Raw genomic sequence first — 23,189 nt, 5'->3', positions numbered from 1 at the left:
AATGTAAGAGAGGAGCAGGGAATAGTATAGTATGTCTAAATCAAAACAGATGCTTCTGATCATAAATCCCAGATCCGGAAGGGAAAAAATCCGTTTAAAGCTTCTGGATATTCTGGATACCTATACAGGAGCGGGATACCAGGTACAGGTCTATGTAACACAGAAGGCGCTGGATGCCAGGGCTGCCGTGTTAAAATATGGTGCCAGAAAGGATCTGATCGTGTGCAGTGGTGGCGATGGTACGCTCAACGAGGTGATCTCCGGCATGATGGAGCTTCCAAAGCCTGTGATGCTGGGCTATATCCCGGCTGGCTCTACCAACGATTTCGCATCCAGCTTAAGGCTGCCAAGGCAGATGCTCCCGGCTGCGGTCAATGCGGCATGCGGTGTTCCCTATGCGATCGACATCGGACGCTTTTGCGAAGGCCGGTATTTTGTCTATGTGGCAGGCTTCGGGGCTTTTACAGAGGTGTCCTATCTGACCCCTCAGGACAAAAAGAACCTTCTGGGACATCAGGCATATATTCTGGAAGGAGTAAAGAGTCTTGCCTCTATCAAATCTTATCCAATGAAAATTACCACTCCGGAGGAAACACTGGAGGGTGAATTTATTTACGGTATGGTGACCAATACGATCAGCGTGGGAGGCTTTAAGGGACTGGTGAACCAGGATGTGGCCCTGAATGACGGCTTATTTGAAGTGCTCCTGATCCGCACACCGAAAACACCGCTGGAGCTTAGCGGTATTGTGACCGGTCTTTTAATGAAAGAGGAAGAGAAAAGCGAGCTGGTATATAAATTTAAGACCAGCAGGCTTCATATTGAGGCGCAGGAGCCTGTAGACTGGGTGCTGGATGGAGAGTTTGGCGGAAGCAGGACAGAAGTTTCTGTGGAGAATCTTCCGCGCCAGATCGAGATCTTGTGCCCTCAGGCAGGAAAAAGCCGCACAAGAAAAGCGGAAGGCAAAAATACGGGAGCATGAAAAAAATCCCGTGAATTATGAAAATAATTGTTGAAATCTGACACCGGATATTATATAATGATACGTTGTGTAGGCTTTCGTAAACCTTCAACTGAAAGGATGTTACTGTGGAAAAAGACAATTTTTTAGATAAGCTGAAAAAGCTGGTAGAAGTTGCCAAAACAAAGCATAATGCATTGGACATCACCGAGATCAATGACTTCTTTAAAGGGGAGAATCTTAGTCCTGAGCAGATGGAGCAGATTTACAGCTTCCTCGAGGAAAAGAATATTGACGTAGTTCCTGTTATTGACGATGCTGCCCTTGCAGAAGACAATCTGCTTCTCGATGACGACGATGTAGATATGGACGACAGCTTCATGAAAGACTCCGAGGATATTGAGTACGATGCGGTAGATCTGCTCGAGGGAATCGGCACTGAGGATCCGGTCCGTATGTACTTAAAGGAAATCGGAACAGTTCCGCTTTTGACAACGGAAGAGGAGCTGACTCTCGCGAAGCGTAAGGCAGAGGGTGACGAATATGCAAAGGAGCGCCTGATCGAGGCAAACCTGCGTCTGGTAGTAAGTATTGCAAAGCGTTACACCGGCCGCGGCATGAGCTTCCTTGACCTGGTACAGGAGGGAAACCTCGGCCTGATCAAAGGTGTAGAGAAGTTTGATTATACAAAAGGATACAAACTGAGTACATATGCGACTTGGTGGATCAGACAGTCTGTAACCCGTGCACTTGCGGATCAGGCACGAACGATCCGTGTTCCGGTGCATATGGTTGAAACAATTAACAAAATGTCCAAGATGCAGCGTAAGCTGACTCTTGAGCTGGGCTACGAGCCATCTGTTGCTGAGTTAGCAGATGCACTGGAAATGTCGGAAGACAAGGTTATGGAGATCATGCAGATCGCCAGGGAGCCAGCATCCCTTGAAACCCCGATCGGTGAGGAAGACGATTCCAACCTGGGCGATTTCGTGGCAGACAACAGCGTTGTAACCCCGGAGGGCAATGTCGAATCTGTTATGTTAAGAGAGCATATCGATGCACTGCTTGGAGACTTAAAGGAGCGTGAACGTGCTGTTATCGTGCGCCGCTTTGGTCTTGAGGACGGTCATCCGCGCACTCTGGAGGAGGTTGGCAAGGAGTTCAACGTAACGCGTGAGCGTATCCGCCAGATCGAAGCAAAGGCTCTCAGAAAGCTGCGTAATCCGGTCAGAAGCAAACGGATCCGCGATTTCCTGTAAGGCGATTTTACAGTTGCCGGCACATGTATGTGCAACCGGTACCAATAGAAACAGGAGAAATTATGAACCGCAGAAATTACCAGCGTGAGCTGGAAGCAGTCATAAAAGAAAATGAGGGCAAGAGCCGGGTTCCCCGGCTCTTGTTGCATAGTTGCTGCGCACCCTGCAGCAGCTATGTGCTGGAATATTTATCAGATTATTTTGAGATCACGGTATTTTATTATAATCCCAATATTTCCCCGGCGGAGGAATATGAAAAGCGTGCAGCGGAGCAGCAGCATCTGATCCGGGAATTGCCGGTAAAATATCCGGTGCAGCTTATCGTTGGTGCATATGAGCCGGAGCGCTTCTATGAGATCAGCCGGGGGCTGGAAACAGTTCCGGAGGGTGGGGAACGCTGCTTTCGCTGCTACCGCCTGCGTCTGGAAGAGGCGGCTAGAATGGCGGCAGAGGGTGGTTACGATTACTTTGCCACAACGCTTACCATCAGCCCGTTAAAGAACGCCGGGAAGCTCAATGAGATCGGGGAGGAGTTATCCGCCATTTACAAGGTGGAGCATCTTCCGTCTGATTTTAAAAAGAAAAACGGCTACAAACGCTCTGTAGAGCTTTCAGCAGAGTATGGACTTTACCGGCAGAATTACTGTGGGTGTGTCTTCTCAAAAAGGGAACAGGAGCTGCGGGAAAGAGAGACGAAAAAAGAATCACAGATGGCTACAATGCCTTGACACTTGTCGTGATTTGTAATAAAATTTATACAGATTGAAACTAATTCTAAAGGAGACGTGAACTATGCTTAGTAAGAATTTAACAGTTGTAAATCCGTCTGGACTGCACTTAAGACCGGCAGGAGTTTTATCCCAGACCGCTATGAAATTCAAATGTGATGTCATCATCGAGTGTGGCGAGAAAAGAATCATTGCAAAGAGCGTATTAAACGTAATGGCAGCAGGCATTAAGTCCGGCACCGAGATCACCCTGATCTGCGACGGCGAGGACGAGGCAGCAGCTATGGAGACCGTAAGCAAGGCAATTGAGAGCGGTCTTGGCGAGATGTAAGTCTTCTTAGTACACATAAAGAAATGTAGAAAAGGTATTTTCCGGAACGCAATTCTGGAAAGTACCTTTTTTCTTTCATGGGAAAATGCGTCTTATGAAACAATTCTTTTTCCGTGCACTTCATATCTGGGAGGCACCAGTGATGTGCGGTTGATGAAACAAATACGGAAAATTGACAGACAAAATGTGAATATATAGGATAATAACAAATAATCTGACAATTTAAAATAAAAAAGGGATTTACAAATGAGAAAAAGTGTAGTATTATCGTAACAGCTTAAAAAGGCAACACAAAAAATCATTACATAAAGCAAAACGCAAGGGTGCGGAAGTTCGAAAAAGAATTTTCGTGCCCTGTTTTCTTTCACAGGAAATACATCTTGTGAAAGAAAACAATTGCCTTGCTTACCAGGGATGCGCAAATGATGCGTCTGCTGATTTTTACAGGAAAGGAAATGATTATGGACAGCGATCAGAGAACCTTAACAAAATCCCCCAACGAATCTGCTTCCCAGACCGTTCTTCCGGGTCTTTACGATCCGAGTTTTGAGCATGACAACTGCGGTATCGGTGCCGTAGCCAATATCAAAGGCATCAAGACTCACCGCACCGTGGAGCAGGCCCTCCACATTGTAGAGAATCTCGAGCACCGCGCCGGTAAAGACGCGGAAGGAAAGACCGGAGACGGTGTCGGTATCATGCTGCAGATCTCCCATAAATTCTTTAAGAAGGTAACGAAGCCGCTTGGCATTGAGCTTGGTGATGAACGCGAATACGGCATTGGCATGTTCTTCTTCCCCCAGGATGAGCTTGCCAGAAACCAGGCCAAAAAGATGCTGGAGGTTATCGTCCAGAAAGAGGGACTGAAGTTTCTCGGGTGGAGAACTCTTCCAATTCACCCGGAGAAGATCGGTGACAAGGCCGTTGAAAAAATGCCTTACATTATGCAGGGCTTCATCGGAAAGCCGGCAGATGTGGAGAAAGGACTGGATTTCGACCGCCGTCTTTATGTAGCGCGCCGTGTGTTTGAGCAGAGTAACGATGACACCTATGTCGTATCCATGAGCAGCCGTACCATTGTATACAAGGGTATGTTTCTGGTAAAAGAGCTGCGCCAGTTCTTCGAGGATCTGCAGGATAAGGATTACGAGTCTGCAATCGCAACCGTGCATTCCCGCTTCAGCACCAACACCAATCCGAGCTGGATGCGTGCCCACCCGAACCGCATTATCGTACATAACGGTGAGATCAACACCATCCGCGGCAACGTTGACAAGATGATGGCGCGTGAGGAGAACATGGAAACAAAGTTCTTCAAATCCGATATGTACAAGGTACTGCCGATCATCAATCAGGAAGGTTCCGACTCTGCGATGCTGGACAATGCCCTGGAGTTCATGGTCATGAGCGGTATGGAGCTGCCGATGGCAGTTATGATCCTGATCCCGGCTCCGTGGCAGCATGACCGGTTCATGCCGCAGGAGGTAAAGGATTTCTACCGCTATTACGCAACCATGATGGAGCCGTGGGATGGCCCTGCATCCATCGTGTTCAGCGATGGCGATGTCATGGGTGCCGTGCTGGACAGAAACGGTCTGCGTCCGTCCCGTTACTACATCACGGACGATGACCAGGTGATTCTGGCTTCCGAGGTTGGCGCGATCGATATTGACCAGTCCCATGTTATTAAGAAAGAACGCTTACGCCCGGGCAAGATGCTCCTCATCGATACCGTGAAGGGTGAGCTGGTCGGCGACGAGGAGTTAAAGCTGCGCTATGCATCCCGTCAGCCGTACGGGGAGTGGCTGGATTCCCAGATGGTAGATTTAAAGGATCTTCCGATCCCGAATAAGGGTGTGCCGGAGCTTTCTAAGAAGCAGCGTGCACAGCTGCAGAAGACCTATGGTTACACCTACGAGCAGTATAAGACCATGATCTTGCCGATGGCATTGAATGGTGCCGAGGCGGTATCTGCCATGGGTGCTGACAGCCCGCTTGCCGTGCTTTCGAAAAAACATCAGCCGCTGTTCAACTATTTCAAACAGCTCTTTGCACAGGTAACGAACCCGCCGATCGATGCGATCCGTGAGGAAATCGTAACATCCACCACGGTTTATGTCGGCGAGGAAGGCAATGTTCTGGAGGAAGCTCCGGAGAACTGCCACATCTTAAAGGTGGATAACCCGATCTTAACCTGTACCGATCTGTTAAAGATTAAATATATGAAGAAACCGGGATTTAAAGTAGAAGTGATCCCGATTACCTATTACAAGAATACGTCCCTGGCCAAAGCCATTGACCGGTTATTCCTGGAGGTAGACCGTGCGCACCGCGACGGCGTCAACATCATCATCCTGTCTGACCGTGACATCGATGAAAACCATGTGCCGATCCCGTCACTCTTAGCGGTATCTGCCCTGCAGCAGCATCTGGTAAAAACCAAGAAACGTACTTCCATGGCAGTCATCCTGGAGAGCGGCGAGCCGAGAGAGGTACATCACTTTGCAACCCTGCTTGGCTTTGGTGCCAGTGCCATCAACCCATATCTGGCGCAGGAATCTGTTCATTACCTGATCGAGACGAAAATGCTGGATAAGGATTATTATGCAGCTGTCAACGATTATAACTCGGCAGTGCTTCACGGCATTGTAAAGATCGCTTCTAAGATGGGTATTTCCACAATCCAGTCCTACCAGGGCGCACAGATCTTTGAGGCGATCGGTATTTCCAAAGAAGTCATCGACAAGTACTTCACCAACACGGTCAGCCGTGTGGGCGGCATCACGCTGGAAGACATCGCAAACGACGTGGATGTGCTGCATTCCACTGCATTTGACCCGCTGGGACTGGATGTAGATCTGACGCTGGAAAGTGTGGGAAGTCACAAGGAGCGTTCCGGCCAGGAGGAGCATCTGTACAATCCGCGCACCATTCATCTGCTGCAGCAGGCGGCATGGACCGGAAATTATGAGATCTTCAAAGAGTACAGCCATGTGCTCAATGAGGAGGAGCAGACCATCAACCTGCGAAGCCTGATCGATTTTAATTTCGATGAGAATGGCGGCATCCCGATCGATGAAGTTGAGAGTGTCGATTCCATCGTAAAGCGCTTTAAGACCGGTGCAATGTCTTACGGCTCCATTTCCCAGGAAGCACATGAGACGCTGGCGATCGCCATGAACCGTCTGGGCGGCAAGTCCAACACCGGTGAGGGCGGCGAGAGTCTGGACCGTCTGGTTCCGGGAGCGAAGAACAATAACCGCTGTTCTGCGATCAAGCAGGTGGCATCCGGACGTTTTGGCGTAACCTCCCGTTATCTGGTCAGTGCACAGGAAATCCAGATCAAGATGGCGCAGGGCGCAAAGCCTGGTGAGGGCGGACAGCTTCCGGGCGGAAAAGTATATCCGTGGGTGGCAAAGACCCGCCACTCCACAACCGGTGTCGGCTTAATTTCCCCGCCACCGCACCATGATATCTACTCCATCGAGGATCTGGCCCAGCTGATCTATGACTTAAAGAACTCAAACACCCGCGCAAGGATCTCTGTCAAGCTGGTATCCGAGGCTGGTGTTGGCACCGTGGCAGCCGGTGTTGCAAAGGCAGGCGCACAGGTTATCCTGGTATCCGGTTTTGACGGCGGTACCGGTGCAGCGCCGAGAAACTCCATCTACAATGCCGGACTTCCGTGGGAGCTTGGCGTGGCTGAGGCACACCAGACCCTGATCATGAATGGCCTGCGCGATAAAGTCATCCTTGAGACCGACGGTAAGCTGATGACCGGCCGTGATGTGGCGATCGCCTGCATCCTGGGTGCGGAGGAATTTGGCTTTGCGACCGCTCCGCTTGTTACCATGGGCTGCGTCATGATGCGTGTCTGCAACCTCGATACCTGCCCGGTCGGCATTGCGACCCAGAACCCGGAGCTGAGAAAACGCTTCAAGGGCAAACCGGAGTATGTTGTAAACTTCATGCACTTTGTGGCACAGGAGCTGCGCGAATACATGGCAAAGCTGGGTGTCCGCACCGTAGATGAGCTGGTGGGACGTACCGATCTCTTAAAGAAGAAGGAACATATTCCGTCTGAGCGTGCAAACAAAGTGGATTTAAGCAATATCCTTGACAATCCGTATGAGGGTGTGCATTTCCGCGGCTACCGCGATAAGCTGGAATACGACTTCAAGCTGGATCAGACGATCGATGAGCAGGTATTCTTAAAGCAGTTAAAGACTGCCCTAAACAAGGGACAGAAGAAGAGCCTCCAGATAGATGTCTCCAACGTAGACCGTACCCTGGGAACCATCTTCGGTTCGGAAATCACCAGACAGTATCCGGACGGACTGCCGGAGGATACTTTCACGATCCAGTGCAACGGCAGCGGCGGACAGAGCTTTGGTGCGTTCATTCCGAAGGGGCTTACCCTGGAACTGGTGGGCGACAGCAACGACTATTTCGGCAAGGGCTTATCCGGCGGTAAGCTGATCGTATATCCGCCAAAAGCAGCAAACTTTAAGGCAGAAGAAAATATCGTCATCGGCAACGTGGCTCTTTACGGAGCGACCAGCGGCAAGGCGTATATCAACGGTGTCGCAGGTGAGCGTTTCTGTGTCCGAAACTCCGGTGCAACCGCCGTCGTAGAGGGTGTTGGTGACCACGGATGTGAATATATGACCGGCGGCCGCGTGGTTGTACTCGGACCGACCGGAAAGAACTTTGCAGCCGGCATGAGCGGCGGTATTGCTTATGTGCTGGATGAAAAACGCGATTTTTATAAGCGCCTGAACAAAGATCTTGTTTCCCTGGAGGAAGTAACCAACAAGTACGATGTCCAGGAATTAAAAGAGATGATCCAGGAACATGTGGCATATACCAACTCCGAGCGCGGAAAAGAAATTCTGGATCACTTTGGCGAGTACCTGCCGAAATTCAAGAAGGTAATGCCTCATGACTACCGCCGCATGATGAATACCATTGTGCAGATGGAAGAGAAGGGCTTAAGCAGTGAGCAGGCGCAGATCGAGGCATTCTACGCAAACCAGAGAAAGTAAGGAGGAGTAACGATGGGAAAGCCAACAGGATTTTTGGAATATGACAGAGTAAACGGCAAGGCGGCAGAACCACTGGAGCGCATCAAGAATTTCAATGAGTTCCACACTCCTTTGACCGAAGAACAGCAAAGAAAACAGGGTGCACGCTGCATGGAATGCGGCGTCCCCTTCTGCCAGTCCGGCATGATGATGAACGGCATGGTATCCGGATGCCCGCTCCATAACCTGGTGCCGGAATGGAATGATCTGGTATACACCGGCAACTGGGCGCAGGCCTACAACCGCTTAAAGAAGACCAACAGCTTCCCGGAATTTACCAGCCGTGTCTGCCCGGCTCCGTGTGAGGCAGCCTGCACCTGCGGCTTAAACGGAAGTCCGGTCAGCATCAAGGAAAATGAGCACGCCATCATTGAGAAGGCATACGAGACCGGCAAGGCAGGTCCGAGACCGCCGAAGCTGCGTACCGACAAAAAGATCGCCGTTATCGGTTCCGGTCCGTCCGGACTGGCTGCGGCAGACCAGTTAAATAAGCGCGGTCATAATGTAACCGTGTTTGAGCGGGAAGACCGGGTTGGCGGACTTCTGATGTACGGCATTCCGAATATGAAGCTGGAAAAGCAGATTATTGACCGTAAGATCAACGTGATGAAAGAAGAGGGCGTGACCTTTGTCACCGGGGCCAATGTCGGAAAGAACTACAAGGCAGCAAAGCTCTTAAAAGAGTATGACAGTATTGTGCTTGCATGCGGAGCCTCCAACCCGAGAGACATCAATGTGCCGGGGCGTGACGCAGAGGGTATTTACTTTGCGGTAGATTTCTTGAAATCCACCACAAAGAGCCTGTTAAACTCTAATTTAGAGGATGGCAATTATATCTCCGCGAAGGATAAGCATGTCATCGTCATCGGCGGAGGTGATACCGGAAATGACTGCGTCGGAACCGCGATCCGTCATGGCTGCGCATCCGTGACCCAGCTGGAAATGATGCCGAAGCTTCCGGAAAAACGCGCCGAAAACAACAGCTGGCCGGAGTGGCCGCGCATCTTAAAGACCGATTACGGCCAGGAAGAGGCCATTGCCGTGTTTGGTCATGACCCGCGCATCTACCAGACAACCGTGAAAGAGTTTGTGAAGGATGAGAGCGGGAAGCTGGTAAAAGCCATCTTAGTGAGCCTGAAAGCCGAGAAGAACCCGGAGACCGGATGCATGTCCATGGTGCCGGTGGAGGGCTCCGAAAAGGAAGTACCGGCAGATCTGGTGCTGATCGCAGCAGGATTTTTAGGCGCTCAGGCATATGTAGCCGATGCGTTTGGTGTCGAGTTAAATGCACGCACCAACGTGGCGACCGAAGCCGGGAAATACGCAACGAATGTCGAGAAAGTCTTCACAGCAGGCGATATGCACCGCGGGCAGTCCTTGGTCGTATGGGCCATTCATGAGGGCCGCGATGTGGCAAAAGAAGTCGATAAATATCTGATGGGATATACGAATCTGGCGTGAAAAGCAGTGGATGTGCCACAGGCACCTCCCGATATGCAATGAAAGAAAAAGAAACAGGATCAGGCATTTTGATTTTGCCTGGTCCTGTTTTTGTTTGGTGATGCTGCGCACAGCACAGCCTATTCAGCATCTTCATGCGCATGATCATAGATTTTCTGAATTTCGTCTGGTAATTTGTCCGGCATCATAGCGTGGATCCGATCTTCATTTCCGTCTGCGATCGCCTGGTCGTAATACCAGCATTTGAAACGGAGCATATCGAGCACGCGCTCCATTTTTTCAATCTCTTTTTCTGCGGCAGCTTTTTGCTGTTCAAAAAAGGATTTGCGTTTCTGGTAGGTAGCCGGTCCTTCGGCGCACCATTCCATAAACTGTTTAATATCTTTTAATTCCACACCGGCACGTTTCAGGCATTCGATGAGGTGCAGCGCATCGATTTCGCGCTGACTGAAGCGGCGGATGCCGGAGGTACGCTCTAAATACGGGAAAAGTCCTTCCTTATCATAATAGCGTAAGGTGGAGATGGGAAGATGGAACATCTCCGATACCTGTCCGATGGTATACATGTACATTCTCCTCTATATAAAAATAAATGATTCAAACCTAAAGTTATAGTTAAGGTTACGATAGCATGGGGGAGAAGAAAAGTCAACCATTCTCTTAAGCAGGAGTAAACGGTTAGTACTCAAGAAATGCCTGAAATATCAGTAAACGCTTGACGTAAAGTCAACTTTAGGGGATATAATACACAGCAGAGGGTGGAAATATGCCCGCGTGGATTTCAGAGAAGAACAGGAGGATGATTTGTATGGTAAAACAGACAGCAGGCAGAGACGCCTTAAATGATTTCGCACCGAAATTTGCACAGTTAAACGACGATGTTCTTTTTGGTGAGGTATGGTCCAGAGAGGACAAGCTTTCCTTAAAGCTTCGTTCCGTAGTCACCATTTCCGCACTGATCGGAAAAGGCATTGTGGACAGCTCTTTAAAATATCATCTGGAGAGCGCCAGAAAGAACGGTGTGACAAAAACCGAGATGGCAGAAATCCTGACCCATATTGCATTTTACGCAGGATGGCCGAATGCCTGGGCTGCATTCCGCATGGCAAGGGAAGTATACCAGGATGACTGCAGCAACGAGGAGCACGGCGGCTTTTTCGGACAGGGTGAGCCGAACACGGCTTATGCAAAATACTTTATCGGAAACAGCTATTTAAAACCGCTGACCGATCCGAAAAAGACCGTATTTATCGCAAACGTCACCTTTGAGCCTGGCTGCCGCAACAACTGGCACATTCATCACGCAAAATCCGGCGGCGGACAGCTTCTTATCTGTGTAGACGGCGAGGGCTGGTACCAGGAGGAAGGAAAACCGGCACAGAGCTTAAAGCCGGGTGACATCGTTACGATTCCGGCAGAAGTAAAGCACTGGCATGGTGCAAAGGCCGGAAGCTGGTTCTCCCATCTGGCAGTTGAGTGCCCGGGCGAGGAGACATCCAACGAATGGCTGGAGCCGGTAACCGATGAAGTATATGCAAAACTGGGAGAATAATCAAAGGAGGAAAACATCATGGCAAAATCATTAGTAGCATATTTTTCAGCAAGCGGAGTGACCGGAAAAGTGGCAGAAGTGCTCGCTAAAGCAGCAGGCGCAGACCTTCATGAGATCAAACCGGCAGTACCGTATACCAGTGCGGATTTAAACTGGATGGATAAAAAGAGCCGCAGCAGTGTGGAGATGGCAGACCCGTCTTCCAGACCAGAGATCGCGAATAAAGTAGAAAACATGGATCAGTATGATACCGTATTTGTTGGATTCCCGATCTGGTGGTATGTTGCACCGACTATCATCAACACGTTTCTGGAGCAGTATGACTTCTCCGGCAAGAAGATCGTGCTCTTTGCAACCTCTGGCGGAAGCGGCTTTGGAAAGACGGCCTCTGCATTGAAAAACAGTGTTTCCGCATCGGCCCAGATCGTGGAAGGCCGCCTGTTAAACGGAAGAGTCCAGGAAGCCGAGTTAAAAGACTGGGTAAAGACGCTGTAAAGAAGTTGTAAGTATTCTGAAAAATCAAGAAGCATTGGCATGAAAAGCTGACAAAAAACACCTGGTATTTTGACATTGCACCGGTGAATGGCTGGTATTCCCACAGACAGCTTGTGATTGCCAGCATTGTGTGCGTGACGATGGCAGCATTTATCGCGATTTCTTTTATGCAGACAGAAATGTGCCATTACCGGGAAGCCATCTATATGGAAGAAACCAGAAAATCGGCGTAGGAGATCCGGCATTCTGCAGAAGAAGCGCGGGCAGCCAATGCGTCAAAGACCAGTTTCTTATCGCGCATGAGCCATGATATCCGGACACCGCTCAACGGTATCATTGGTTTGCTGCAGATCAATGAAAAACATCCAGATGATCCAGGTCTGATCGAGAGCAACCGCAAAAAAATCCTGGTAGCGGCAAATCATCTGCTTGACCTGATCAACGATGTACTGCAGATGAGCAAGCTGGAAAACGGAGAGATCGTTCTGGCACATGAGATTTTGAATTTAAATGATCTGTCCAAGGATATCATTGCAATCCTGGATCAGCGGGATGCTGATGCCGGGGTTTCGCTGCAATATGATGAAACTTCTGAACGGGTCACCTACCCGTGGGTATATGGCAGTCCTTTACATATCCGGCAGTTATTTTTAAACATTTACGGCAACTGCATCAAATACAATCATGTTGGCGGAAGCGTCCGCTCAACGTTTCACAGTCTTGGCACATCAGATGACGGCAAGACCGTTACCTATCAGTGGGTAATCACCGATACCGGAATCGGTATGAGCAAAGAGTTCCTGAAGCATATCTATGAGCCATTTGCACAGGAACATTCGGATGACCGGAGCATCCGTCAGGGCACCGGACTTGGCATGGCGATTGTAAAGGGACTGGTGGAACAGATGCAGGGAAGCATTGAGGTACAGAGTGAAGTTGGTGTTGGCTCTGTCTTTATCATCACGATTCCATTTGAGATTGCAGAGGAAGCAGGAGGGAAGGACGAGTCTTGTGCACAGAATTACCAGATAAACGGACTGCATTTGCTGCTGGCAGAAGATAATGAACTGAATGCGGAAATTGCAGAAACGCTTCTGTGTGATGAAGGCGCAGCAGTAACGATTGTTCATGATGGAAAAGAGGCATTGGATTTATTTTTGTCGAAACCTGCACATACTTTTGATGCAATTTTAATGGACATGATGATGCCGAATATGGATGGAATTACTGCGACAAAAGAAATCCGTGCATCCAGCAATGTAAGACCAGATGCCGGACAGATCCCGATCATTGCCATGACTGCAAATGCGTTTGATGAAGATGCAAAGCGATGCACCGATGCAGGCATGAATGCGCACTTATCGAAACCGCTTCAGATGGAAAAAGTGATTCGCATCATCGCACAGTGCTGCGGAGAAGCGGATGTACAAATACAAACAGTTACGGATTGCTAATGGTGAAAATGGCAATGAAAAATGGAAAATTGAAAAAGTAAGGCAATGAAAAATTGGCGGTCCGCTAAAAAAACGCTTGACAGGAGAATGGTCATCTTATATAATGTTGTTATTGCATGAGCAATACATACAATTTATAAAATGGCCTGGTGGCTCAGCTGGTTAGAGCGCCGCCCTGTCACGGCGGAGGTCGTGGGTTCGAACCCCATCCGGGTCGTTATTTTAGAGGAGTCTTTTGCGGACTCCTCTTTTTTTATTTTAAAATTAGTTCGGGTTTTGAAATTCCCTCACAAAAAAATCCCGATTCTCTCACAAAATGAACACATTCTCCTGATATGTTTATAAAAACGAAAGACCGATTCAGAGAGGTCGGTATCGGCAGATGAAATGTATACGTTTTATGAGGAAAATACGGAGAGCTTCGATCATATGACTCCGATGGTGAACATCAGCGGAACCGTAAAAAACGGCACGGATTCCATGACGGCTACATCCATAAACGGTGTCAGTGAGGATTATCTTGGCATCAAAGACTGGAGCCTGAGTTATGGGCGCAATATCCAATATCCGCATATGCCTCCGATAAAGCCGTGGAAACCGTATATCTCGGCGCGCCGGAGCATGTCTGGTGGGAGACTGACACCACCGGAAAGTGGTCCTCTGTGAAGAAAGCCCATGAATACCAGGTGAAACTATACATTGCGGACAATGTGGAGCGGGAGGAGGACAACTGGCGCAAGGTGGATTTCGATGATGAAAGCCTGGAGGAAGCCGAGTGTGTGATGACCAGGAGCACCGGAGAAACCTCCTGCGATTTCAGTGCCTACATGAATGATCTGCACACCTATTTCTTTGTTGTGCGTGCAACTCCCAAAGTCAGCGAACAGGCCTACGTCAAAGCCGGCTCCTGGACAGGTTCCACGGATGTGGACTACCGGGCAAAACAGGTGATCGGCTATACAGATGGAAAATGGCGCAATTACCTGGAAGGAAGCCGCTACCAGCTGGTAGACGGAACGTATCTGGAAGCTGGCTGGCAGCTCATCGAAGCCAGCTGGTATCTGTTTGATGAGCAGGGATACCGTCTTACCGGCTGGCAGGAACGGGACGGGAAAAAATACTATCTCGGAGACAGTGGCCAGCTGGCAACCGGCTGGTTTGTCTGGAATGAAAACTGGTATTACGCAGATTCAGACGGCGTCATGCAGACCGGATGGATCATGACAGAACCGGGAAAATATTATTATATGGATGAAAATGGTATATGGGTAGAAGATAAAGAGAAGGACGTTGATGTGTGAGTCGGCGTCCTTTTTGCTGTTCAGAGAAGTTCACGTCTGTGACCGGCAAATTTTTTATCATGTATTCCGGGAAAGCTGTATTCAGATTCAATAGAATATCCCGCCACTTTATGGTATGATAGATAATATAGCGGACGGCGAGGCAATCGAGTGACGAAGTCACGAGAACGAGCGCACAATATAAAATAAGGAGGAACGCTATGAACCAGAATCCATTTGGGGGACAGGATCCGTTCGATTTTCTGCGCAGGCAGATGGAAGAACAGTTAAAACAGAAGCAGCAGAGCCAGCGGCAAAAAACAAACAAAACCAGCTGGCAGAACCAGGGAGAGGCGGGAGAAAAGCCGGACGGCAGTAAAGAGCAGGAACCGGAGCGCTTTGATTCCGATGGCAATCCGGTAAAAAAGAAAAAGAAGAAGCTTAAGCTTTTCCGGAATGCAGGAACAGCAGTGGTGGTTCTGGTCGTGGCATTTGCTGCCATGAACAGCTATTACATGCTGGATGAAGAAAATTATGCTGTGGTGACGACACTTGGAAGTCCGCAGGCCGAGTCACAGGCCGGCCTGCATTTTAAGATTCCGTTTATTCAGAATGTCCGTATGGTTTCCAAGGGAATCAAAGGCATGCCGATCGGCTATATCCCGGAAACCAGCGAGTCCGTGGATGAGGAATCCATCATGATCACCAAGGACTTCAATTTCGTTAACACGGATTTTTATCTGGAATACATGGTCAATGATCCGGTAAAGTATCTGTACGCTTCTTCAGACCCGGAGTCCACGCTGAAAATGCTGGCGCAGTCTTATATCCGCGACACGGTTGGCATTTATAATGTGGACGATGTCATTACCACTGGAAAAGCCGTGATCCAGTCAGAAATCAAAGAAAAGCTGACTAACCGCATGATCGCGGAGGATATCGGTCTTTCGGTGGTCAACATCACGATCCAGGATGCATTCCCGCCGACCGATGAAGTCTTGAGCGCGTTCAAAAACGTGGAAAACGCAAAGCAGGGAAAAGAAACTGCGATCAATAATGCCAATAAGGACCGGAATGAGAAGATTCCGCAGGCAGAGGCAGAATGCGACCAGATCATCAAGAACGCAGAGGCAGAAAAAGAAGCCCGCATCAATGAGGCGCAGGGCCAGGTAGCGCGTTTTGAACAGATGTATACTGAGTACAGCAAGTATCCGCTCATCACCAAACAGCGTATGTTTTACGAGACGATGGAGGATGTGCTTCCGTCAATGAAGGTTTACATTGTGGATGAGAGCGGAACCCAGAAAATGCTGCCGTTGGACAGCTTCACTTCAGCCATGCAATCTTCAGCAGCAGGAGCGGGGATTTCAGACGGTACTGCGTCTAAGAACAGCGGTGCATCCGGCAATAGCAGCACATCCGGTAGTGGCAGCGCATCCGGTACTTCTGGCAGTGCTGGAGTACCGGATAACACGGAAGGAGGAAACCAGTGATGAAGAAAATCGTAAAAGCTTTTAGCGGCCTGATCCTTGTAGCAGCATTGTTTGTGGCAGGAAGTGCATTGGTCATCACCTATCCGGACGAGTATACGATCGTGCGCCAGTTCGGCGAGATCGTGCGCGTGGTTGATACCCCTGGTGTATCCGTGAAAATCCCGCTGATGCAGACCAGCTCTACCATTCCGCGTGCGCTGCAGATCTATGATATCCCGAAATCGGATGTCATCACCAAAGATAAAAAGAGTATGATCGCAGATGCTTTCGTACTTTGGAAAATATCCGATCCGGTCCTGTTTACCCGCCATTTAAACGGGCAGGTAGCACAGGCACAGTCCCGCATCGCAGCCTCCGTCTTTTCCTCTATGAAATCCGTCATTTCCAATATGGATCAGACCGAAATCATCGAGAACCGTGATGGAAAGCTTGCGGAGGATATCAAGGAGAACATCGGTACCTCACTGGATGGTTATGGGATTGAGGTTCTGGCCGTGGAAACGAAATCCCTGGATATGCCGGATGACAATAAGCAGTCCGTGTATGACCGCATGATCTCCGAGCGAAACAACATTGCGGCATCTTACACCGCACAGGGCAATTCTTCCGCACAGAAGATCAAAAACGATACCACGAAAGAAGTATCAGTCATGAAGTCAGAGGCAAATGCAGAGGCAGAGAAAATCAAGGCGGAGGGCGAGGCACAGTACATGCAGATCTTGTCCAATGCCTACAACGATGCCAGCAAGGCAGATTTTTATAACTTTGTCCGCTCCCTGGATGCAGCGAAAGCATCCTTAAAGAACGGAAACAACACCCTGATCCTCGACAAGAGCTCGCCGATCACGCAGATCTTCTACGGATACTAAAATAACAATATCACACAGTAACGAACGAGGGCCGAAAGGTTTCGTCCCCGCCATTCGGCGGGGACGGAACCTTCCGGCCCATTTGTGTTTACTGTGCGATATTGTTTACTGCAGCTCCGCCTCCACATCCGGGAACATGCCTACGGAGCGTTTCAGGATCCCGTGCACCTGTGCGATGCAGATTCCGTAATTGGTGACCGGTACGTTTTGCGCGACGGCGTGTGCAATCCGGGACTTCATTTCCCGCTCGTTCAGCATGCAGCCGCCGCAGTGGACAACCAGCGCGTAAGGAGACAGATCTTCCGGAAATTCCCCGCCGGAGGTGAACACGAAGTTTAATTCCTTTTTGGTGTAGCTGCGGATCCAGGCGGGCAGCTTTACGGTTCCAATGTCACCGCACTGCCGGTGGTGGGTGCAGCCTTCGGAGATCAGGACTGTATCACCGTCCTGCAGTTTATCCAGCTGCGCGGCTCCATGTACCGCTTCCTTCAAGTCTCCTTTGTAACGGGCAAAGAGAATGGAAAATGAGGTCAGCGGGACATCGGAAGGCGTTTCCTGATCCACTTTTTTGAATGCCTGGGAGTCGGTGATGACCAGTGCCGGTTTTTTTGCAAGAGAATGTAAGGTCTGGGACAGCTCGGTTTCCCTGGTGACCACAGAGATGGCACCGGATTCCAGTACATCGCGGATAGTCTGCTGCTGGGGCAGGATCAGGCGTCCCTTTGGGGCAGCGGAATCGATCGGGACGACCAGGACAACCAGGTCTTGTGGCCGGATCAGGTCAGCGACAATGCGCTTTTCATCACTTTCAGAAGAAACAGCGTTCGCTAGCTTTCCGATCAGCTCTTTCAGCTCCTGAATCTGATCGCCGTTTTTGGCGCTGACGCAGATCTCGTTTTCTTGCTTTGCATATCGAGGATGTGCCGGTGGCACGTCCGCTGATTTTGCGGAGAGCGGAGTGGTGATGAGGTCCGCTTTGTTGTATACCGTGATATGGGGCAGCTTTTTCTCATCGAAGAGCTTCAAAAGCTCCTTGTCAGCCTGCTGCAGTCCTTTTTCTGAGTCCACTACCAGAATGGCAATGTCGGTTTTATCGAGAACCTGCAGGGCACGTTTTACACGCATTTCCCCCAGTGCTCCCACATCGTCAATGCCTGGCGTGTCGATGATGACAACTGGGCCGATGGGCAGAAGCTCCATGGCTTTCTGGACCGGATCGGTCGTGGTGCCTTTGGTTTCAGAGACCAGAGACAGGCTTTGCCCAGTCACAGCGTTGACAACGCTGGATTTTCCGGCGTTGCGCAATCCGAAGAAGCCGATGTGAACGCGTTCGGCGGATACTTTATCATTCAGACTCATGATTTTTCCTCTTTTCCTATTATGTTGCAGCCCGGCAAAGAAAACCGATTCTTTCCCGGGCTGTTTTGTTTCTGTGCATATCAAGAAGACACCAGTGGCGCATCCGCTGCCTGGTTATGCTTACTGTTGGAATTTTCAGAACCGGAAATCCCGGCGGCTGGATGCCTTGATATCTTCGATATTTTTTCTTGCGATCTCACGCACCTTTTCCTTTGGAATCTTTTCCAGTTCCTTTTCAATCAGTGCAAATCCATGTTGTTTCGTTTCCTCGCTGGCATAATCTACCAGATATTCGGTCAGGGTCATCAGTGCATTCGGATGGCAGCAGTTTAAAATCTGGCCGTTTTTGCACAGGCTCATAAAGCGGTCGCCGGTGCGGCCTTCCCGGTAGCAGGCGGTGCAGAAGGACGGAATGAAGCCGAGCTGCATCAGCCAGTCGACAACCTCATCTAAGGAGCGCTGGTCAGAAACATCGAACTGCTCGGAATCGTGCGGGCGTTCTTCCTCACAGTAGCCGCCGACGGAGGTTCTGGAAGCACCGCTGATCTGGGAAACACCCAGCTGCAGCATTTTTTCGCGTACCTCCTGGCTCTCTCTGGTGGAGATGATCATGCCGGTGTATGGGACCGCAATGCGGATGCAGGCTGCAATTTTTTCAAAAATATCGTCGGAAAGGCTGTTGTCAAACGCATCCGGGTCAATATCATCGGCGTGCTTAACACGCGGAACGCTGATGGTGTGCGGGCCGACACCATGCATGGCTTCCAGGTGCTCGGCATGCATCATCAGTCCGGCAAATTCGTACTGGTATCCTTCCAGGCCGAATAAAACGCCAAGACCGACATCATCGATCCCGCCTTCCATGGCGCGATCCATCGCTTCGGTATGGTAGTCATAGTTGTGCTTCGGGCCAGTCGGATGCAGTTCTTCGTAGCTCTTTTTGTTGTAGGTTTCCTGGAACAGGATGTAGGTGCCGATTCCGGCTTCCTTTAATTTCCGGTAGTTTTCCACGGTCGTAGCCGCAATGTTGACATTGACGCGGCGGATATCGCCGTTTTTATGGTGGATGGAGTAGATGGTCCTGATCGATTCCAGAATGTACTCGATCGGGTTGTTGACCGGATCTTCCCCAGCCTCGATGGCTAATCGTTTGTGCCCCATATCCTGCAGGGCGATGACTTCCTTTTTGATCTCCTCTTGGGTCAGCTTGATGCGGGCAATGTGCTTGTTCTTCATATGGTAAGGACAGTATACACAGCCGTTCACGCAGTAGTTGGAGAGATAGAGCGGGGCAAACATGACGATGCGGTTTCCGTAGAAGGCCTGCTTGATCTCTTCTGCCAGCTGGTACATTTGGGCAACCTTTTCCGGAATGTCGCAGGCAAGGAGAACGGATGCCTCACGGTGAGAGAGTCCGGCACAGTGCGTTTGGGTGCCATCAGCACTTTTGACGGGTCTTGCTTTTGCCAGGATCTCATCGATCAGGGCGATGTTATGTTTGTTTTCCTCCGCGTAGCGGATGGTGTCGAGGATTTCCCCGTGGTTGATAAATTCCTCTGCTTTTAAAGATTTTGGGTTGTAGATAGCCATATTGTTTTCTTCCTTTCTTTGCGGTTGGAAGCATTTTAGCAACCTTCCGTCAGAATTTTTCAAGTATGATGTCACCACGTGCGGTGACGATGGAGTAGCCGATGGATTCCATACGGCGGTTTAAACAGGAGCGGCACTGGGCCGATTCATCCCCGGTACAGATCTTATTGTCGTAGAGCGCATATTTTTTCCGCTCGGACACCGGGGAAAGGTTTGGCATGACCACATTGGCGCCTGCCAGGATGCCTTTTTCCCTGCCCTTTGGATCAATCGTGCCAAGGGCCGTGGTCGCGGGCAGCAAAATATTCGGCTTGATCAGCCGGATGAGAGAGAGCAGGTAGATCGTCTGGTCTGCGGTTCCTGCCGGCATATCACGGAAAGGAGTATCTTTCTGCGGGATGAACGGGCCAATACCGCACATTTCGGGCTGAAAGGCCTCGATAAATTTTAAATCCTCCGCGAGGCAGTCTGCGGTCTGGTAAGGAGAACCAACCATAAACCCACAGCCCACCTGATAACCAATCTCCTTTAAATCCCTCAGACAGCGCATCCGGTTATCAAAGGACATGGATGCGGGATGCAGCTTTTCGTAGTGCGCTTTGTCTGCAGTCTCGTGGCGGAGCAGATACCGGTCCGCTCCTGCATCGAACATTTGCTGGTAATCCTCTCTGGAGCATTCTCCGAGGGAGAGCGTTACCGCGCAGTCCGGATAGCGCTCCTTGATCTCGCTAACAAGGCTGCAGACTTCATGTACCGGGACAATGCCTTCGCCGCCCTGCAGCACAAAGGTGCGAAAACCTAGATTCCATCCCTCTTCGCAGCATTCTAAGATCTGTTCTTTCGTGAGCTGGTAGCGGTCGCAGCTTGTGTTGGATCTGCGGATGCCGCAGTAGATACAGTCGTTTCTGCAGTAATTTCCAATCTCGATCAGTCCGCGCACATAGACACCGGTGCCGTAAATTTTGCGGCGCAGGGCATCGGCTTTTTTTGCAGCATAGTCTGCCAGTTCTTTCGTCTGACCTTCCACCAGCGCCCGGTATTCTTCCTGCGCCAGGGCGTGACGCTCCGCCAAAAGGTCGATCAGGGTAAAAAGCTTTGTCATGGCACTTACCCGATGATGTTGGAGTAAGCGGTTTTGACGCTGACCCCGTCCAGATTTCCAAGCTTTCCGGCCAGGGCGGAGATCGTATCCTGCGGTGCGTCCATGGCAATGGATACGATGCTTATATGCTTCTGGCGGTAGGGAATTCCCATTCTTCCGATGATATACGGGCCGTACTCATGAAGCATGGAATTCAGCTTCTCTACGGAATCCGGGTTTTCTACGATGATACTCATAACAGCAACACGTGTTTCCATAAAACCTCCTGTTTGTTGTAGTGGTGGATGACTGCGGAAGCAGCAGGCAGTCATAAAGACAGAGAAAAAATGCTACCGGGTATGAATGCATGAACTGTAACAGAAAAAGCCGCGCCCCGAAGGGTGCGGCTGGAGAGACTACGACTTTAGACCATGAACCAGACGAACCTTTCACGCAGGGGGAAGCTGTCAGTCTACAGGGAAATGACAGAACCTCCTTAATGTCGGGAAGCGCTTTTTGATTGATTGTTACTGTTCACGCAAGCGTGCCCAGCTTTTTGATTCTCAATAACTCCAGAATACCATAGAAAAAAACAGATTTCCAGTAGTACTTGAAATTTTACGGAAAGTCCAGTATAATAAAACAATATTTGACGGTTTAACGCGTTAAACTGTTGAAAACATTCTGCGAGTTAGAAAAATCTTGCGTCTGCATATTCCGTATATTGCATGTGCAGCCGCATGACTGAGAAATGCTTCGGAATGGAAGAGAAAGAGGATAAGAGAGGGAAACACAATGAACGAAGAAAAGAAACTGAATATGCTTCAGTCGCTGGTGCTTCTGCTTCTGATCATCGGATCGGTGGCAGTCTGCATCCGGTTGAAGACGGGAGGCCCGATGATCGGATTGTTTATGAGCTGGATCATCATTTATCTGTTTTGCAAAGTCTTAAAAATGGATTATGACAAGGTGGTAAGCGGTGCTTACGATGCCATCCGGGTTGTTGTGCCGACGCTGTGCCTGCTTATGGCAATCGGTGTTATGATCGGTACCTGGCTGCAGAGCGGTACCATTGCATCGATCATTGTAGGTGGTTTAAAGATGATCAATCCGACATGGCTGCTTCCGCTGACCCTGGTGTTCTGTGCGGTATTAAGCCTTGTGACCGGAACCTCCTATGGTTCTGTAGGAAGTGCCGGAGTAGCCATGATGGCGATCGGTAACGCCATGGGGATCAATTCTGGCATGGTGGCTGGTGCCGTGATCTGCGGTGCCATGTTTGGTGATAAATTAAGCCCGCTTTCAGATACGACAAACCTGGCCCCGGCAGTAGCAGGCGCAAAGCTAAACGACCATGTCCGTTCCATGCTTTGGACAACCCTGCCGACCTTTGCGATCAGCCTGGTGCTCTTTACCATTCTTGGTATCAGCCAGACCTCTGGCGGTTATGAGGAAGGAAATCTGCTGGTTTACGTCGATGCCCTCCAGGGCGAGTTCAAACTTGGGATCGTGACGCTGATCCCGGCCATCGTGATCATTGTCCTGCTTTTATGCAAGGTCAATGCCATCGTGTCGCTGGGACTTTCAGCAGTCTGCGCCGGTGCAGTGTCCTGGTTCTGCCAGGGCGCAACCCTGCAGAGTATCATCCGCGTGGCTTATAACGGCTACAGCACCCAGATCGAGGAGGATATTTTAAAGACGATCTTAAACCGCGGCGGAATGAGCAGTATGCTGCAGTATGTGGCTATCATCTGCTTTGCAGTTGGAATGGGCGGAATGCTGGACCGTCTTGGAGTGTTGGAGAATATCTTAAATGCGATCACGGACCGGATCCACAGCGACGGAAGCCTGATCCTGGCAAGCCTTTTGGTCGGTTATGTGACCAGCCTGATCAGCTGTTCCCAGCCGATGTCCCATGTGCTGACTGGCAACATGATGAAGCCGTTATTCAAGGAACGGAAGATTGCACCGGAGATCTTATCCCGTACGCTGGAAGATGCAGGAACCTTGTCTGGACCGATGATCCCGTGGCACGGTTATTGTGTATACATGGCGGGTACGCTGGGTGTGGCATGGTCTGCATTCTTCCCGTATCTGTTCCTTTTGTATTTAACACCGTTATTCAGTATTTTTTACGGATTTACGGGAATTTCCATCAAACATATTGAAGAATAGGAAGGGAAGCATCTGAT

The 23,189-nt window shown here is 49.9% G+C and carries 20 protein-coding genes and 1 tRNA gene; 16 read left to right on the top strand and 5 right to left on the bottom strand.

Features of this window, described 5'->3' with window-relative positions; all coding sequences use genetic code 11:
- The first annotated feature begins 31 nt into the window (after positions 1-31).
- From DW922_RS05640 to DW922_RS05615, 6 genes are all read left to right on the top strand, one after another.
- Entirely contained in the window at positions 32-982 is a 951-nt protein-coding gene (locus DW922_RS05640) for a YegS/Rv2252/BmrU family lipid kinase (RefSeq protein WP_118726072.1), read from the top strand.
- Positions 983-1,089: 107 nt separating this feature from the next.
- Positions 1,090-2,220, top strand: coding sequence for an RNA polymerase sigma factor RpoD (gene rpoD / locus DW922_RS05635; RefSeq protein ID WP_118718495.1), 1,131 nt, complete (start codon positions 1,090-1,092; stop codon positions 2,218-2,220).
- A 62-nt stretch (positions 2,221-2,282) separates the two neighbouring features.
- On the top strand, positions 2,283-2,948 hold the full coding sequence (locus DW922_RS05630) for an epoxyqueuosine reductase QueH (protein ID WP_118726071.1): 666 nt from the start codon (positions 2,283-2,285) through the stop codon (positions 2,946-2,948).
- Between the two features lie 64 nt (positions 2,949-3,012).
- Positions 3,013-3,279: an HPr family phosphocarrier protein gene (locus tag DW922_RS05625; RefSeq protein ID WP_118533218.1), complete on the top strand. Its 267-nt coding sequence runs from the start codon at positions 3,013-3,015 to the stop codon at positions 3,277-3,279.
- A 461-nt stretch (positions 3,280-3,740) separates the two neighbouring features.
- A complete protein-coding gene (gene gltB, locus DW922_RS05620; protein ID WP_118726120.1) occupies positions 3,741-8,324 on the top strand; it encodes a glutamate synthase large subunit in 4,584 nt (1,527 codons plus the stop codon).
- A 12-nt stretch (positions 8,325-8,336) separates the two neighbouring features.
- The gene (locus tag DW922_RS05615; protein ID WP_118726070.1) at positions 8,337-9,824 is read left to right on the top strand and encodes a glutamate synthase subunit beta; all 1,488 of its coding nucleotides are present in this window, start codon (positions 8,337-8,339) and stop codon (positions 9,822-9,824) included.
- Positions 9,825-9,943: 119 nt separating this feature from the next.
- Here the strand turns inward: DW922_RS05615 and DW922_RS05610 are convergent, their stop codons facing one another.
- Positions 9,944-10,390, bottom strand: a complete 447-nt coding sequence (locus tag DW922_RS05610) for a MerR family transcriptional regulator (RefSeq protein ID WP_118726069.1) — start codon at positions 10,388-10,390, stop codon at positions 9,944-9,946.
- A gap of 242 nt (positions 10,391-10,632) precedes the next feature.
- On the opposite strand from DW922_RS05610, the gene DW922_RS05605 reads away from it, so the two are divergent.
- From DW922_RS05605 to DW922_RS05570, 9 genes are all read left to right on the top strand, one after another.
- Positions 10,633-11,376 carry a carboxymuconolactone decarboxylase family protein gene (locus DW922_RS05605; RefSeq protein ID WP_118726068.1) on the top strand — a complete coding sequence of 248 codons (744 nt, stop codon included), beginning with the start codon at positions 10,633-10,635 and terminating at the stop codon, positions 11,374-11,376.
- Positions 11,377-11,394: 18 nt separating this feature from the next.
- Positions 11,395-11,871, top strand: coding sequence for a flavodoxin (locus DW922_RS05600; protein ID WP_182431765.1), 477 nt, complete (start codon positions 11,395-11,397; stop codon positions 11,869-11,871).
- An 83-nt stretch (positions 11,872-11,954) separates the two neighbouring features.
- Positions 11,955-12,104, top strand: a complete 150-nt coding sequence (locus DW922_RS17460; RefSeq protein ID WP_154106744.1) for a hypothetical protein — start codon at positions 11,955-11,957, stop codon at positions 12,102-12,104.
- Positions 12,105-12,107: 3 nt separating this feature from the next.
- A complete protein-coding gene (locus DW922_RS05595; protein WP_279221322.1) occupies positions 12,108-13,325 on the top strand; it encodes a response regulator in 1,218 nt (405 codons plus the stop codon).
- Positions 13,326-13,468: 143 nt separating this feature from the next.
- Positions 13,469-13,542 (top strand) — tRNA-Asp (locus tag DW922_RS05590).
- 170 nt (positions 13,543-13,712) lie between these two features.
- On the top strand, positions 13,713-13,991 hold the full coding sequence (locus DW922_RS05585; RefSeq protein WP_118726066.1) for an ABC transporter permease: 279 nt from the start codon (positions 13,713-13,715) through the stop codon (positions 13,989-13,991).
- The gene (locus DW922_RS05580; protein WP_118726065.1) at positions 13,988-14,626 is read left to right on the top strand and encodes a hypothetical protein; all 639 of its coding nucleotides are present in this window, start codon (positions 13,988-13,990) and stop codon (positions 14,624-14,626) included. The genes DW922_RS05585 and DW922_RS05580 overlap by 4 nt, the downstream gene beginning before the upstream one ends.
- Before the next feature lie 200 nt (positions 14,627-14,826).
- Positions 14,827-16,098 (top strand): FtsH protease activity modulator HflK, encoded by a 1,272-nt coding sequence (hflK, locus tag DW922_RS05575; RefSeq protein ID WP_118726064.1) that lies wholly within the window; start codon positions 14,827-14,829, stop codon positions 16,096-16,098.
- Entirely contained in the window at positions 16,098-16,967 is an 870-nt protein-coding gene (locus DW922_RS05570) for a protease modulator HflC (protein ID WP_118726063.1), read from the top strand. The genes hflK and DW922_RS05570 overlap by 1 nt, the downstream gene beginning before the upstream one ends.
- Positions 16,968-17,072: 105 nt before the next feature.
- Here DW922_RS05570 and hydF read toward each other — a convergent pair whose 3' ends face one another.
- The 4 genes from hydF to DW922_RS05550 all read right to left on the bottom strand — a co-directional run bounded on the left by hydF (position 17,073) and on the right by DW922_RS05550 (position 21,275).
- The gene (hydF, locus tag DW922_RS05565) at positions 17,073-18,326 is read right to left on the bottom strand and encodes a [FeFe] hydrogenase H-cluster maturation GTPase HydF (RefSeq protein WP_118726062.1); all 1,254 of its coding nucleotides are present in this window, start codon (positions 18,324-18,326) and stop codon (positions 17,073-17,075) included.
- Positions 18,327-18,461: 135 nt separating this feature from the next.
- A complete protein-coding gene (gene hydG / locus DW922_RS05560) occupies positions 18,462-19,916 on the bottom strand; it encodes a [FeFe] hydrogenase H-cluster radical SAM maturase HydG (protein ID WP_118726061.1) in 1,455 nt (484 codons plus the stop codon).
- Positions 19,917-19,965: 49 nt separating this feature from the next.
- Positions 19,966-21,018 (bottom strand): [FeFe] hydrogenase H-cluster radical SAM maturase HydE, encoded by a 1,053-nt coding sequence (gene hydE, locus DW922_RS05555; RefSeq protein WP_118718484.1) that lies wholly within the window; start codon positions 21,016-21,018, stop codon positions 19,966-19,968.
- 5 nt (positions 21,019-21,023) lie between these two features.
- Positions 21,024-21,275: a TM1266 family iron-only hydrogenase system putative regulator gene (locus DW922_RS05550; protein ID WP_118726060.1), complete on the bottom strand. Its 252-nt coding sequence runs from the start codon at positions 21,273-21,275 to the stop codon at positions 21,024-21,026.
- 517 nt (positions 21,276-21,792) lie between these two features.
- Here DW922_RS05550 and nhaC point away from each other — a divergent pair.
- The gene (gene nhaC / locus DW922_RS05545; RefSeq protein WP_118726059.1) at positions 21,793-23,172 is read left to right on the top strand and encodes a Na+/H+ antiporter NhaC; all 1,380 of its coding nucleotides are present in this window, start codon (positions 21,793-21,795) and stop codon (positions 23,170-23,172) included.
- Positions 23,173-23,189 lie beyond the last annotated feature (17 nt).

Source organism: Clostridium sp. AM42-4 (assembly GCF_003480105.1).
Classification (GTDB): domain Bacteria; phylum Bacillota; class Clostridia; order Lachnospirales; family Lachnospiraceae; genus Brotaphodocola.
The sequence above is the reverse complement of the archived record's forward strand: the minus strand, read 5'-3'. Positions and strand labels throughout refer to the sequence as shown.

What these genes read in the sequence shown, in the direction of transcription:
- DW922_RS05625 (WP_118533218.1), top strand. Translation starts at nt 3,013, where the DNA reads ATGCTTAGTAAGAATTTAACAGTTGTAAATCCGTCTGGACTGCACTTA.
- hydF (WP_118726062.1), bottom strand. Translation starts at nt 18,326, where the DNA reads ATGAGTCTGAATGATAAAGTATCCGCCGAACGCGTTCACATCGGCTTC.
- hflK (WP_118726064.1), top strand. Translation starts at nt 14,827, where the DNA reads ATGAACCAGAATCCATTTGGGGGACAGGATCCGTTCGATTTTCTGCGC.
- DW922_RS05570 (WP_118726063.1), top strand. Translation starts at nt 16,098, where the DNA reads ATGAAGAAAATCGTAAAAGCTTTTAGCGGCCTGATCCTTGTAGCAGCA.
- DW922_RS05630 (WP_118726071.1), top strand. Translation starts at nt 2,283, where the DNA reads ATGAACCGCAGAAATTACCAGCGTGAGCTGGAAGCAGTCATAAAAGAA.
- hydG (WP_118726061.1), bottom strand. Translation starts at nt 19,916, where the DNA reads ATGGCTATCTACAACCCAAAATCTTTAAAAGCAGAGGAATTTATCAAC.
- DW922_RS05605 (WP_118726068.1), top strand. Translation starts at nt 10,633, where the DNA reads ATGGTAAAACAGACAGCAGGCAGAGACGCCTTAAATGATTTCGCACCG.
- DW922_RS05600 (WP_182431765.1), top strand. Translation starts at nt 11,395, where the DNA reads ATGGCAAAATCATTAGTAGCATATTTTTCAGCAAGCGGAGTGACCGGA.
- hydE (WP_118718484.1), bottom strand. Translation starts at nt 21,018, where the DNA reads ATGACAAAGCTTTTTACCCTGATCGACCTTTTGGCGGAGCGTCACGCC.
- DW922_RS05585 (WP_118726066.1), top strand. Translation starts at nt 13,713, where the DNA reads ATGTATACGTTTTATGAGGAAAATACGGAGAGCTTCGATCATATGACT.
- gltB (WP_118726120.1), top strand. Translation starts at nt 3,741, where the DNA reads ATGGACAGCGATCAGAGAACCTTAACAAAATCCCCCAACGAATCTGCT.
- nhaC (WP_118726059.1), top strand. Translation starts at nt 21,793, where the DNA reads ATGAACGAAGAAAAGAAACTGAATATGCTTCAGTCGCTGGTGCTTCTG.
- DW922_RS05550 (WP_118726060.1), bottom strand. Translation starts at nt 21,275, where the DNA reads ATGGAAACACGTGTTGCTGTTATGAGTATCATCGTAGAAAACCCGGAT.
- DW922_RS05615 (WP_118726070.1), top strand. Translation starts at nt 8,337, where the DNA reads ATGGGAAAGCCAACAGGATTTTTGGAATATGACAGAGTAAACGGCAAG.
- DW922_RS05610 (WP_118726069.1), bottom strand. Translation starts at nt 10,390, where the DNA reads ATGTATACCATCGGACAGGTATCGGAGATGTTCCATCTTCCCATCTCC.
- DW922_RS05640 (WP_118726072.1), top strand. Translation starts at nt 32, where the DNA reads ATGTCTAAATCAAAACAGATGCTTCTGATCATAAATCCCAGATCCGGA.